This window comes from Sinorhizobium sp. GQ132 (assembly GCF_059758575.1).
In genome coordinates this window covers 279,210-291,997 of sequence record NZ_JCAXDX010000008.1, presented here as the reverse complement: position 1 = coordinate 291,997, position 12,788 = coordinate 279,210, and the positions used below count along the sequence as shown (strand labels likewise).

Annotated in this window: 9 protein-coding genes; 7 read left to right on the top strand and 2 right to left on the bottom strand. The window is 64.9% G+C overall.

The window, feature by feature from the left end:
- The first annotated feature begins 315 nt into the window (after positions 1-315).
- From AC6CIG_RS21265 to actR, 6 genes are all read left to right on the top strand, one after another.
- Positions 316-1,542 carry an ABC transporter substrate-binding protein gene (locus AC6CIG_RS21265; RefSeq protein WP_127710568.1) on the top strand — a complete coding sequence of 409 codons (1,227 nt, stop codon included), beginning with the start codon at positions 316-318 and terminating at the stop codon, positions 1,540-1,542.
- Positions 1,526-3,214 carry an ABC transporter permease gene (locus AC6CIG_RS21260; protein ID WP_127710566.1) on the top strand — a complete coding sequence of 563 codons (1,689 nt, stop codon included), beginning with the start codon at positions 1,526-1,528 and terminating at the stop codon, positions 3,212-3,214. The genes AC6CIG_RS21265 and AC6CIG_RS21260 overlap by 17 nt, the downstream gene beginning before the upstream one ends.
- Entirely contained in the window at positions 3,215-3,898 is a 684-nt protein-coding gene (locus AC6CIG_RS21255; RefSeq protein WP_018098630.1) for an ATP-binding cassette domain-containing protein, read from the top strand.
- A complete protein-coding gene (gene hrpB / locus AC6CIG_RS21250) occupies positions 3,898-6,360 on the top strand; it encodes an ATP-dependent helicase HrpB (protein ID WP_201269677.1) in 2,463 nt (820 codons plus the stop codon). Before AC6CIG_RS21255 ends, hrpB begins: the two co-directional genes overlap by 1 nt.
- Positions 6,361-6,531: 171 nt before the next feature.
- Entirely contained in the window at positions 6,532-7,833 is a 1,302-nt protein-coding gene (locus AC6CIG_RS21245) for an ActS/PrrB/RegB family redox-sensitive histidine kinase (RefSeq protein WP_018098632.1), read from the top strand.
- A gap of 176 nt (positions 7,834-8,009) precedes the next feature.
- The gene (gene actR, locus AC6CIG_RS21240; RefSeq protein ID WP_003531971.1) at positions 8,010-8,594 is read left to right on the top strand and encodes a global response regulator transcription factor ActR; all 585 of its coding nucleotides are present in this window, start codon (positions 8,010-8,012) and stop codon (positions 8,592-8,594) included.
- Positions 8,595-8,608: 14 nt separating this feature from the next.
- Here actR and AC6CIG_RS21235 read toward each other — a convergent pair whose 3' ends face one another.
- The gene (locus AC6CIG_RS21235) at positions 8,609-9,133 is read right to left on the bottom strand and encodes an MmcB family DNA repair protein (RefSeq protein WP_100672586.1); all 525 of its coding nucleotides are present in this window, start codon (positions 9,131-9,133) and stop codon (positions 8,609-8,611) included.
- Positions 9,134-9,358: 225 nt separating this feature from the next.
- Between AC6CIG_RS21235 and AC6CIG_RS21230 the strand changes: the two genes are divergently transcribed.
- Positions 9,359-10,033, top strand: a complete 675-nt coding sequence (locus tag AC6CIG_RS21230; RefSeq protein WP_018098635.1) for a L,D-transpeptidase — start codon at positions 9,359-9,361, stop codon at positions 10,031-10,033.
- A gap of 481 nt (positions 10,034-10,514) precedes the next feature.
- Here the strand turns inward: AC6CIG_RS21230 and AC6CIG_RS21225 are convergent, their stop codons facing one another.
- On the bottom strand, positions 10,515-12,686 hold the full coding sequence (locus AC6CIG_RS21225) for a malate synthase G (protein ID WP_437412607.1): 2,172 nt from the start codon (positions 12,684-12,686) through the stop codon (positions 10,515-10,517).
- Between the last annotated feature and the right edge of the window lie 102 nt (positions 12,687-12,788).

Below are 12,788 nucleotides of genomic sequence, written 5' to 3'. Positions count from 1 at the left end.
GTAAGTAACTGTTTTTAAAGGTGGTTTTCCATGACGCGCGAAAAGTGGTCCGACGCTTCTACCAATACGGGTCCGCTTTGCGGGCTTTCGGCGCTTCTGGGGATGCAAGCTATATGGTTAACGCAGTTCCGCCTTTCAAGGGCCGTGCTCGATGAGAATTCGTGGGTCTCGAAGCCCGTTGCCGCTTCCGCGAAAAGAGGCGACCCGAGCACGTCTCACCGAAACGTGACGGTCGAGGGCGGCCGCGTGCATTGACGCAGACCGCCCTTGTCTTACCCTCGGCGGCAACGGCATGGACCGGGGTAGAGGAGCGTCATGATCAGGCGAGCAGGGAAGATCATCGCCGCAGCGCTGCTGGCGCTCGGCCTCGCCGGCAAGGCGTCCGCCACGGACGCGGGAAACTGGGAAGCGGTCGTCGCGGAGGCCAGGGGCCAGACGGTCTATTTCAACGCCTGGGGCGGCTCCGAGAACGTCAATGCCTATATCAGATGGGCAGGCGACGAAATGAAAGCGCGCTACGGCGTCACGGTCGTCCATGTGAAACTCGACGACACCGCTAAGGCGACCGCGACCGTGCTCGCGGAAAAATCCGCAGGAAAGGACGAGGGCGGATCGGTCGATCTCGTATGGATCAACGGCGAGAACTTCGCCGCGATGAAACGCGAAGGGCTGCTTTACGCGCCCGGCTGGGCGACGAAACTGCCGAACTGGCGCTATGTCGACCACGAAAACACACCGACGGTGCTCACCGATTTCACCATCCCCACCGACGGACTGGAGAGTCCCTGGGGCGGTGCCAAGCTCGTGTTCTTCTACGACTCGGCGCGCATGAAGGCGAGCGAGCTGCCGGATTCCGTAGCGGATCTCCTGGAATGGGCCACGGCCAATCCCGGGCGCTTCTCCTACCCGCAGCCGCCGGACTTCACCGGCTCTTCCTTCCTGAAGCAGGTGCTGATCGAGCTCGCAGACGACAGGGCCAAGCTGCAGAAACCCGTCGACGAAAAGACGTTCGCGACCGATGCCGCGCCCCTGTTTGCCTATCTCGACAGGCTGACGCCGCTGCTATGGCGAAAAGGCAAGGCCTATCCTCAGAACTATGCGGACATGAAGCAGAAGCTCGCCGACGGCGAACTCGACATCATCTTCGCCTTCAACCCCGCTGAAGCCTCCTCCGCGATCGCCAATGGCGAGCTGCCGGAGACGGTCCGCTCCTTCGTCCTTTCCGGAGGCACGCTCGGCAATACGCATTTCGTCGCCATTCCCTACAACGCAACGGCAAAGGCCGGCGCGCTTCTGCTTGCCGATTTCCTCCTCTCGCCCGAGGCGCAACTTCGCAAGCAGGACCCGAATATCTGGGGCGATCCGACTGTGCTTTCTCCTGCAAAACTTCCCGAAGCCGACCGGTCCGCTTTCGAGCGCCTGGACCTCGGCATTGCAACGCTCCATCCCGACGAACTCGGTCCCGCGCTCGACGAACCGCACCCGGACTGGATGACACGGATCGAAACCGAATGGATCCGGCGTTATGGCGCAGCCAACTAGGCTCGGCGGAAACGCCCTCCTTGCCTTCGTTCTGGGGCTTCCCATCCTTGCCGGGCTTGCAGGAACGATCCTGCCGGCCTTCGGCTACCTGCCGGCGCTCGGCGGCTTTCGCGTCACGCTTGCCCATTTCGCCGAATTCGCCGGCCAGCCGCACATTCTCCGCTCGGTCCTGACCGGCCTCGCTGCGGGATTGCTGACGACGGTCGCAGCGACAGCGGTCGTCGGCACATTCGTCGCGGGCTTTGCCGGCACGCCGCTTTTCGCCCGCATCCAGCATCTCGTCTCTCCCCTGCTTGCCGTCCCGCATGCCGCCGCCGCCTTTGCGCTGGCCTTCCTCGTCGCCCCGTCGGGCTTCCTGCTCCGGCTGATCTCGCCGGAGGTGACGGGCTTCACGCGGCCCCCGGACTGGCTTCTTCCCAACGACCCTTTCGCGCTGACGATGATTGCCGGGCTCATCGTTAAGGAGGTGCCGTTTCTCTTCCTGGTGACGCTTGCCGCCCTGCCGCAGCTTGCCGTCACGAGGGCATCGCGCCTTGCGGCGGCGCTCGGCTACGGGCGGGTCGCCGGCTTCGCCATCTGTCTTTGGCCCGCCCTCTACCGCCAGATCCGTCTGCCGGTTTTCGCGGTGCTCGTCTATTCGGTATCCGTGGTCGACGTCGCCATGATCCTCGGGCCGAAGCTGCCGCCGACATTGCCGGTGCGAGTAACCCAATGGGCCGGAGACGACGACCTCGGTGCGCGATTTCTCGCATCGGCGGGCGCTTTCCTGCAGCTTGGCATCGTCGTTGCCGCAATGGCGAGCTGGATCGTGCTCGAACGGGTCGGGAAAGCCGTTCTCGCGCGCCTGACCTTTTCCGGACGGCGCTTTGCGCGGGACGGCGCGCTTCGCGCCGCGGGCGCCCTCGCCATGAGCACCTGCACGGTCACCATTTTCGCGGGGCTCAGCGTGCTCTCGATCTGGTCGGTTGCAGGCCTCTGGCCATTTCCCGACGCGTTGCCCGGAAGTTTCACGCCCAATACCTGGATGCGCACATTGCCCCAACTCTGGGCGCCGCTCGGCACCACGGTCGCGCTCGCTCTTTCGGCGTCATCGCTGGCGCTCGTATTTACGATCCTCCTGCTCTACCGCAACGGCATCGCCGGCGGACGGAAGAATGCAGCCGGCTACCGGCTGCTTTACCTCCCCTTGCTCGTCCCGGAGATCAGCTTCGTTTTCGGGCTGCAGGTCCTGATGCTCTCGGCGGGGTTCACTCCCGGCTTTGCGAGCGTGCTGGGCGTCCATTTCGTTTTCGTGCTCCCTTACGTGCTTCTGTCACTGTCGGCCCCCTGGCGCGCGGTCGACCCGCGCTTCGAAAAAATCGCCGCCGGCTTCGGCAAGCCGGCGTTGGAAATCCTGTTCACGGTCCGGCTGCCATTGCTCTTTCGTGCCTGCCTCACCGCGCTCGCGGTCGGTTTCGCCGTGTCGGTCAGCCTCTATCTCCCGACGCTCCTCATCGGATCCGGGCGGCTGACGACGATCACGACCGAGGCCGTCGCACTCTCGTCGGGCGGCGACCGGCGGGTCATCGGCATCTACGCCCTCGTTCAGGGGCTCCTGCCCTTCCTCGCATTTCTCGTTGCGTCGCTCGGCCCGCAGTTGCTATTCCGCAACCGGCGGGCAATGAGGACGTGAATGCAGGAAAACGCCGGGTCAAAATCCCCGATCAAGACAGGATGCCTGACGCTCTCGGAGGTGACGATCGGTCTGGGCGGCCGGGTTCTGCTCGCCATATCGGCGTCCGTCGCGCCGGGCGAGGTGCTGACGATCATGGGGCCGTCCGGCTCCGGCAAGTCGACCCTGCTCGCCTTTGCGGGAGGCTTTCTCGATGCGGCATTCGATGTGAGCGGCCGCATCCTGATCGACGGCACGGACCTGACGGCGGTTCCCGCCAACCGGCGCCACGCGGGCATCCTGTTTCAGGATCCGCTGCTCTTTCCCCATCTATCGGTCGGCGGCAACATCGTCTTCGCCATAGCGCCGGCTGTCAAAGGACGGGCCGCACGCCGCCGGCTGGCCGATGCAGCCCTCGACGAGGTGGGCCTTACCGGGTTCTTCGACCGCGACCCGGACACGCTCTCCGGCGGCCAGAAGGCACGCGTGGCGCTGCAAAGGGTACTCGTTTCCGCGCCACGATTCCTGCTTCTCGACGAACCTTTCTCCAATCTCGACGCGGCGCTCAGGCAGCAGACGCGTGAGCTTGTCTTTTCCAAGGCGAGGGCGGCCGGGCTGCCCACCATCCTGGTGACCCACGACAGTGCCGACGCAGAGGCCGCCGGCGGCCGCGTGATCGAAATCGGAATGGAGGAGCAGGCATGATGCGCGCGCTTCCTGCCCTGCCCGTCCGCGAGATCCTGCCCGGCCTTGGCGACGCGCTCGCTTCGTCGGGATCGGTCGTGCTGTCGGCTCCTCCCGGCGCCGGCAAGACGACGCTGGTGCCGCTTTTTCTGCTCGACCAGCTCTGGCGCGGCGACGGCAAGATCATTCTGCTCGAACCGCGGCGGCTCGCAGCGCGGGCCGCGGCCGGACGCATGGCCGAACTTCTGGGGGAGAAGGTCGGCGAAACCGTCGGCTACCGGATGCGGCTCGACAACCGCGTATCGGGCAAAACCCGGATCGAAGTTGTAACGGAGGGCGTCTTTAGCCGGATGATCCTCGACGATCCCGAATTGTCCGGCGTTTCGGCTGTCCTTTTCGACGAGTTCCACGAGCGTTCGCTGGATGCCGATTTCGGGTTGGCGCTGGCGCTCGACGTGCAATCGGCGCTGCGCGAGGACCTCAGGATCGTCGTCATGTCGGCGACGCTCGACGTCGAACGCATCGCCGGGCTCGTCGGCGATGCGCCGGTCCTGAAAAGCGAAGGCCGGAGCTTCCCTATCGACATACGCTACGAAAACAGAGCGGCCGGTGAAAGCGTCGAGGACGCGATGGTCCGCACGATTGCAGAGGCGCATCGGTCCGAGGAAGGTTCCATCCTTGCCTTCCTGCCCGGGCAGGCGGAAATCGCCCGCACGGCCGCGCGGCTCGCCGATCGCTTCGGGGAGGCGACCGCAATCGTGCTGCTCTACGGCAATCTGAGCCAGAAGGAACAGGACGCGGCGATCCGCCCGGCACCGAAGGGCACACGCAAGATCGTGCTGGCGACTTCGATCGCCGAAACGTCGATCACCATCGACGGCGTCAGGATCGTCGTCGACAGCGGTCTGCAGCGGCTGCCGGTCTTCGAGGCCTCGACGGGCATCACGCGGCTCGAAACCGTGCGCGTTTCAAGAGCCTCGGCCGATCAGCGCGCCGGGCGCGCCGGAAGGACTGAGCCGGGTATCGCGATCCGCCTGTGGCATCCCGGCCAGACGGCGGCGCTCGCCGCCTTCACGCCGCCGCAGATCCTTGCCAGCGATCTCTCCGGCCTGCTCCTCGATCTTGCCCATTGGGGTGTGGCCGATCCGTCGACGCTGAAATTCCTCGATCCGCCGCCGGAGACGGCCCTGCGCGAGGCGCGAGGCCTGCTCTTCGAGCTCGGCGCGATCGACAGCCGCGGCGCGCTGACGCCGAGGGGCCGCAGGATCCGCGATCTGGCGCTGCCGGTGCGGCTTGCGGCAATGTCGGTTGCAGCCGCCGAGGAAGGGCGGGCGCAGGAGGCCTGCCTTCTCGCGGTGATGCTCACCGAGCAGGGCCTCGGCGGCAACAGCATCGATATCGAGGAGCGGCTGCGCCGGTTCCGGAGCGAGCGCAGCGACCGGGTCGAGGCCGCCCGCGGTCTGGCGCGGCGCATGGCCGGCGAACTCGGCGCATCGAACAAGGCGGGTCTGGAGCCGGTTCTGCCTGGAGCCCTGCTGATGCACGCCTTTCCCGACCGCATCGCGCTGCAGCGCGGCGGGCGCGGCCGCTTCGTCATGGCGAACGGACGCGGCGCGGAGATACCCGAGACCGAACGGCTTGCTGCGGCCGGAATGCTCGTCATTGCCGATCTTACCGGCAGAGCCGGGGCGCAACGGGTGCTTGCTGCAGCGGAAATAGCGAGAGGCGATGTCGAAGGGCACATGCCGGACGCCATCGTCACCGAGGAGCAAAGCTTCTTCGATCGGGCCAGCCGGCAGGTGCGTGCGCGCCGAGTGACACGGCTCGGGGCGATCATCTTCGAGGAGAAACCCCTGCCTCGCCCCAGCGGCCAGGCGGCGGCGCGGGCACTCGCGGACGGTATCCGGCAGCTGGGGCTCGCCGCTGTCCCCTTCCCGAAGGACGTGGAGCAACTGCGTGACCGCATCGGCTTCCTGCACCGCTCCATCGGCGAGCCCTGGCCGGACATGTCCGACGCGGCGCTGATCTCCCGTCTCGACGCGTGGTTCGTTCCGTTCCAGGGAGACGCCGGCGGCATTGACGGGATCAAGGGCCGCGATCTCGCCGAAGGCCTCATCTCGCTCGTTCCATACGGCCTTCAGCGCGACCTCGCCCGGCTGGCGCCGACGCATTTCGAAGCGCCGACAGGCCAGCGTCATCCGATCCATTACGACGGCGACGAACCGCTCCTGTCGATCCGCGTTCAGGAGCTCTTCGGCCTGAAAGCCCATCCCGCGATCGGCGACGGTCGGCTGCCGCTGCTTCTCGAGCTGATTTCCCCCGGCCACCGCCCGATCCAGACGACCCGGGACCTGCCCGGCTTCTGGGCCGGTTCGTGGAAGGACGTCAGAGCCGAGATGCGCGGCCGCTATCCGAAACATCCCTGGCCGGAGGATCCCGCCAATGCGATGCCGACGACGCGCGCGAAACCGCGCGGGACTTAGAACGGGAGGGAAAAGTGTGCTCGTTTTCCCATCCGTCCAACGTGGCCGGATGCGGCTCTACGGCGCACCGAGGTCCGCCGCCGTTTCATATTTGCCGGGTTCGGAATAAAGTCCGGTAGGATGAATTGACGCCCGGTCGCGCATGCGACCCGCATCGCGAAACGGAAACGCATGGCAGCTGCGACACTCTATAACGATCAGAACAGCAATCGCAGTCTGAGGCTGCAGACGCTCATCCGGCTGCGCTGGCTGGCGGTGGGTGGACAATCGCTCGCCGTCGTCGTCACGGCGCTGTGGCTGCAGTTCCCGCTGCCGATCGTTCCCTGCTCCGTATTGATCGCCTGCCTGGCGCTTCTCAACGTCTTTCTCACGCTCCGCTTTCCGCCGACGCAGCGGTTGACGCCGCCGGCCGCCTTCTCCCTGCTCGGTCTCGACCTTGCGCAACTGACTGCGTTGCTCTTCATCACCGGCGGCCTTGCCAATCCCTTCGCGCCGCTTCTCTGCGTGCCGGTGATCATCTCGTCGGCCTCGCAGCCGAAGCCGCAGAGCATCGTGCTGGCCGGCCTCGCCGTCCTGGGCGTCACCGCCCTTGCCTTCTCGCCCTTCCCGCTGCCCTGGTATCCAGGCACCGTTCTGCTGATGCCGCGCGTGCTGACGGCGGGCATCTGGTTCGCGATCGTCTCGATGACGGCCTTCGCCGCCTTCTACACCTATCGCGTCTCGCTCGAGGCGAGCGAGCTTTCCGAAGCGCTGACGGCGACCGAGCTCGTCCTCCAGCGGGAGAAGCACCTGTCGCAGCTCGACGGTCTCGCGGCCGCCGCCGCCCACGAACTCGGAACGCCGCTCGCGACGATCAGCGTCGTCGCCAAGGAGATGGAACGGGAGCTCGGCGACGATCCGCGTTTCGGCGAGGACGTCCATCTTCTGCGCAGCCAGAGCGAACGCTGCCGCGACATTCTGAGGCGGCTGACCACCCTTTCGTCCGAAAGCGAAGAACATATGCGGCTTCTGCCGCTCTCATCGCTGATCGAGGAGGTAATGGCGCCGCATCGCGAATTCGGCATAGAAATCGAGCTGAAGGAGCAGGGCGATCGCGCCTCGGAGCCGGTCGGCATCCGCAATGCCGGCATTCTCTACGGCCTGGGCAATCTGCTGGAGAACGCGGTCGACTATGCGCGCAAGAAGGTGACCGTCACGACGGAACACACGGCCGAGCGCGTGCGGGTGACGATCGAAGACGACGGCGACGGTTTTTCGCCGGACATCCTGGCGCGGATCGGCGAACCCTATGTGACGCGGCGGCAGAAGGACGACAGTGCCGGCGGGCTCGGCCTCGGTCTCTTCATCGCCAAGACACTGCTCGAGCGTTCAGGTGCCCGGCTGCGCTTCGAGAACGGCGGCTCGAAACACCCGGGCGCCCGGGTCAGCGTCGAATGGCCGCGCGTGCTGATGGACACGAAACTGGCGAAATGACTTTTGGCGGTTTATTGAAGACAGGTGCGGGGAAACCCACATGATTGCCGGCAAAACCACCTACCGCATGTTTCCTTTGATCCTGTCCGGTGAAAGAATAGAACATGCAGCACTTGAAGGGTTACAGCGGCCCTTGCGCGCCCGGTGAGACGCATGGCGCTGTAGGGATTTGAGAAATGATCGAAAAGTCGATGCCTGCGCCAAACACTCACGCCGCCGATGCGGACCTGATCGGGCCTGACAAGAGCCTTCTGATTGTCGATGACGACACGGCCTTTCTGCGGCGCCTCGCCCGCGCAATGGAAGCGCGCGGCTTCGCGGTCGAGATCGCCGAATCGGTCGCCGAAGGCATAGCCAAGGCGAAGACCCGCCCGCCGAAACATGCAGTCATCGATCTCCGCCTGAGCGACGGCAGCGGCCTCGACGTGATCGAGGCGATCCGTGGGCGCCGCGACGACACGCGCATGATCGTTCTGACGGGCTATGGAAACATCGCGACCGCGGTCAACGCCGTGAAGCTCGGAGCGCTCGACTATCTGGCGAAGCCCGCAGATGCCGACGACATTCTCGCGGCGCTGATTCAGCGCCCGGGCGAGCGGGTGGAGCCTCCGGAAAACCCGATGTCGGCCGATCGCGTGCGATGGGAGCATATTCAGCGCGTCTACGAAATGTGCGAACGCAATGTTTCGGAAACGGCGCGCCGGCTCAACATGCACCGACGGACCCTGCAGCGCATTCTGGCGAAACGGGCGCCGAAGTAACTCGCGCCGCCTTTCTAATCCCGCTCGCCGCTGACGATGTCGCTGATCGACTGGCCGAGCTCGCCGTTTCGCTCGGCTGCCCATTCTGCGAGCGTCAGGCGCTGCGCCGCCGTGCGCGCGAAGGCCTGCGTTACCGATTTTCGCGTGCTCGGCGGCAGGCGGTGTTCCGGAGCGTCGCGCAGCATATGCGCGCCGTAGCCGTCGGAAAGCATCAGCCCGCATTCTTCCGGAAAGATGTCGAGGGGAACCTGCGCATGCGTTGCGAAGAACAGGCGGTCGCAGTGGAGCCGGTACTCCGGCCACTTGCGATCGACGCGGAAGTCCTCGATCGAGGTCTTGATCTCGATAATCCAGATTTCGCCCTTCGGCGAGAGCGAGATGAGATCGGCCCGCCTCCCGCTCGCAAGCGTCAATTCGGGCAGAGCCGCGTGGCGCAGTTCCATCAGCAGCCGCTGAACGCCGCGCCGTACCTTCATCGCCCGCTCTGACTGGCGTCCGTCTGCGAGCGGATTGTCGCCATGGATAGACAAGATCGTCATTGCCGCCCTCGCAAAGTGCTACGGCGACCTTTGCGCCTCTGACGAGACGCGCGGCGCTGCAGGGTGGTTTGTTGCAAAAAAGCAATCGTCACGGAATTTACACCTTTCGGCCACATTGCGGGGGGCCGGTCCCTTGCGCACTGCGGTGCAATAGAAAATAAGCTGTTGCCGCTGACGGCCGGACACCCTCCCCCGTATTTTCCTGACCTCTTTTACGAGACCATCATGCGCTTCCGCAACGCTCTCCTTCTGTGCAGCCTGGCGGCCACCGTTGCCCTCGCCGGCTGCTCACAGACCACGACCACGGCCGGCTCCTCTCCCGAGGGCGAAAAAGTGGCGACGAACCAGATCTTCTCCAGCAATTATGGCCCTGTTGAGGACCACGGATATGCGGTGCCGGGCGTTCCGATCAACCGCGTAGACCAACGTTTCCATCGGCAGATCGTCGATTACCCGACGAAGGAACGCCCGGGAACGATCGTCGTCAACACGCCGAGCCGCTTCCTCTATTACGTGCTGCCCGGCGGCAAGGCCGTACGTTACGGGATCGGCGTCGGCAAGCAGGGTTTCGCGTGGGAAGGCGAGGCCTATGTCGCCTGGAAGCAGGAATGGCCGACCTGGCACCCGCCGAAGGAAATGGCCGAGCGCAAGCCGGAAGTCGCCAGATATGTAGAGGCCGGCATGGGCCCGGGCATCAGCAATCCACTCGGTGCCCGCGCTCTCTATCTCTTCAACAAGGAAGGCCGGGACACGCTGTTCCGCCTGCACGGCACGCCGGAATGGTCGTCGATCGGCACCGCCGCCTCGTCCGGCTGCATCCGCCTGATGAACCAGGATATCATCGATCTCTATTCGCGGGTCCGCCCCGGCCGCAACGCACGCGTCGTCGTGCAGCAGTAACGGCTGCAACACACCGAAAACGGGCCATCCGGTGGCGCCGGGTGGCCCTTTCTTTTTGCCGTCGCGGCTGATTGCGCTCAATTCGATAAGTTGGCGCGTCCTTTGTGCGTCCCTTTGGACGCACGGCGCGCCTTGTTGATCCCCTCACTCCTGTGCTCGTCACAGGAATCCAGCCAGACCAAGTCCTTGGGTTGAAAGAACGCTTCCCGCGCCGCAGACGCGGCGCCTTGTGACGAGCACAGGGATGAGGGGAGGAAGATTGCAGCCCTCCGAAGAGTATTCTACAGCGCCGCGCGTCTTGTGAGACGCGCCAAGGTCGCTGTAACCCTTTGAGCTGCTGGAATGTTTTTGTCCATTGATCGGCCGCGATCAAAGGAAACATGCAGTGGCGCACGGTCGATACGCGAGGAATTCAAGCGCATCACCGTGCGTGCCGACAAAACCGACCAGAGCTTCGACGCCATTAAAATCGCAACGGGCCCTAGGCCCGCTGCTTCGCCTTCAGCTCCAGCCGGCGGCGATGCAGGACCGGCTCGGTATAGCCGTTCGGCTGCTCGCGGCCCTTGAGCACGAGATCGAGCGCCGCCTGAAAGGCGATCGATTCGTCGAAGCGCCCAGCCATGGGCTGGTAATTCGGATCGCCGGCGTTCTGCCCGTCGACGATCGCCGCCATGCGCTTCATTGTCTCCACGATCTGCGCTTCGCTGACGATGCCGTGATGCAGCCAGTTCGCCATATGCTGCGCCGAGATGCGCAGCGTCGCGCGGTCCTCCATCAGGCCGACATTGTTGATGTCGGGCACCTTGGAGCAGCCGACGCCCTGGTCGACCCAGCGCACGACATAGCCAAGAATGCCCTGCGCATTGTTGTCGAGTTCGCGCTGGATTTCCTCCTCGGTCCAGTTCGGCCGTGGAGCGACCGGCACGGAGAGGATATCGGCGAGCTTCGCGCGGGTGCGGCTCTTGAGGCCCGCCTGGACTTCGGCGACGTTGACGCGGTGATAATGGGTGGCGTGCAGAGTCGCGGCCGTCGGCGACGGTACCCAGGCCGTGTTCGCGCCCGCCTTCGGATGAGCGATCTTCTGCTCCAGCATCGCCGCCATCAGGTCCGGCATCGCCCACATGCCCTTGCCGATCTGGGCGTGGCCGGAAAGCCCGCACGCGAGACCGACATCGACGTTCCAGTTCTCATAGGCCGATATCCATGGCGCCTGCTTCATGTCGCCCTTGCGGATCATCGGGCCGGCTTCCATAGAGGTGTGGATTTCGTCGCCGGTGCGGTCCAGGAAGCCGGTATTGATGAAGACGACCCGTTCGCGGGCGGCGCGGATGCATTCCTTGAGGTTGACGGTCGTCCGCCGCTCCTCGTCCATGATTCCCATCTTTATCGTGTTGGCCGGAAGCCCGAGCGCCGCCTCTACGCGGGCGAAGATCTCGCAGGCGAAGGCGACTTCCTCCGGCCCGTGCATTTTCGGCTTGACCACATACATGGAGCCGCTGCGGGAATTCGCCCGCCGACCGTTCCGGCCGATGTCGTGGAGTGCGATCAGCGCCGTCACCATGGCATCCATCAGGCCTTCCGGCACTTCTTCGCCGTCCCGGTCGAGGATCGCGGGGTTGGTCATCAGGTGCCCGACATTGCGCACCAGCATCAGCGACCGGCCCGGCAGTGTCAGAGTCGCGCCGTCCGGAGCCGTATAGGCCCTGTCGGGGTTGAGCCTCCGGGTGAACGCCCTGCCGCCCTTGGTCACCTCCTCCTCGAGATCGCCTTTCATCAGCCCGAGCCAGTTGCGGTAGACGAGCACCTTGTCCTCGGCATCGACGGCCGCAACCGAATCCTCGCAATCCATGATCGTGGTGATGGCCGATTCCAAGACGACGTCGGATATGCCGGCTGCATCGGCCTTGCCGATGGGTGTCGTTGCGTCGAGGACGATGACGACGTGAAGGCCGTTCCGACGCAGAACGATTTCGGACGGCGCCGCGGGGTCACCAGCATAGCCGGCGAACTGAACGGAATTGCGCGGAGCGCTCTTCGTGCCGTCGGCAAGCGTTACGGTCAGCGTCGCTCCCTCGATCGAGAACGATTCGGCATCGCTCCAGCGGCCGGCTGCCAGCGGAGCGCTCGCGTCGAGAAATTCTCGCGCCCAGGCGATGACCTTGGCACCGCGCTTCGGATTGTATCCCTTGCCGCGCTCGGCCCCGTCGGTCTCCGCTATCGCATCGGTGCCGTAAAGGGCGTCGTAGAGCGATCCCCAGCGGGCATTGGCGGCATTGAGCGCGTAGCGCGCGTTCATCACCGGCACGACAAGCTGCGGCCCGGCGATCGTCGCGATCTCGGAATCGACATTTGCGGTCGAGACGTAAAAATCGGGACCTTCCGGCAGGAGGTAGCCGATTTCACGCAGGAAGGCTTCATAGGCTTCCATGTCGACCGGGGCACCATGCTCGCGATACCAGCCGTCGAGCCTGGTCTGCAGCTCGTCGCGCTTGACGAGAAGCGTCCGGTTCTTCGGTCCGAGATCGTGAACGAGATCCGAGAAGGCGGAAAAGAACCGCTCCGCCTCGACCCCGGTGCCCGGCATCGCCTCTTCGACGAGAAAGCGGTGGAGCCCCGCATCGATCTGCAATCCATATTTCTCAACGCGGTCCATGCCACAGCTCCTGATTCAGTATTCCCATTGCCATAGATAGAAGCGGCGCCCGGAAGGAAAAGCGCTTTGGGCCCGCTCACATGCGCGGACACTCTCTCATCA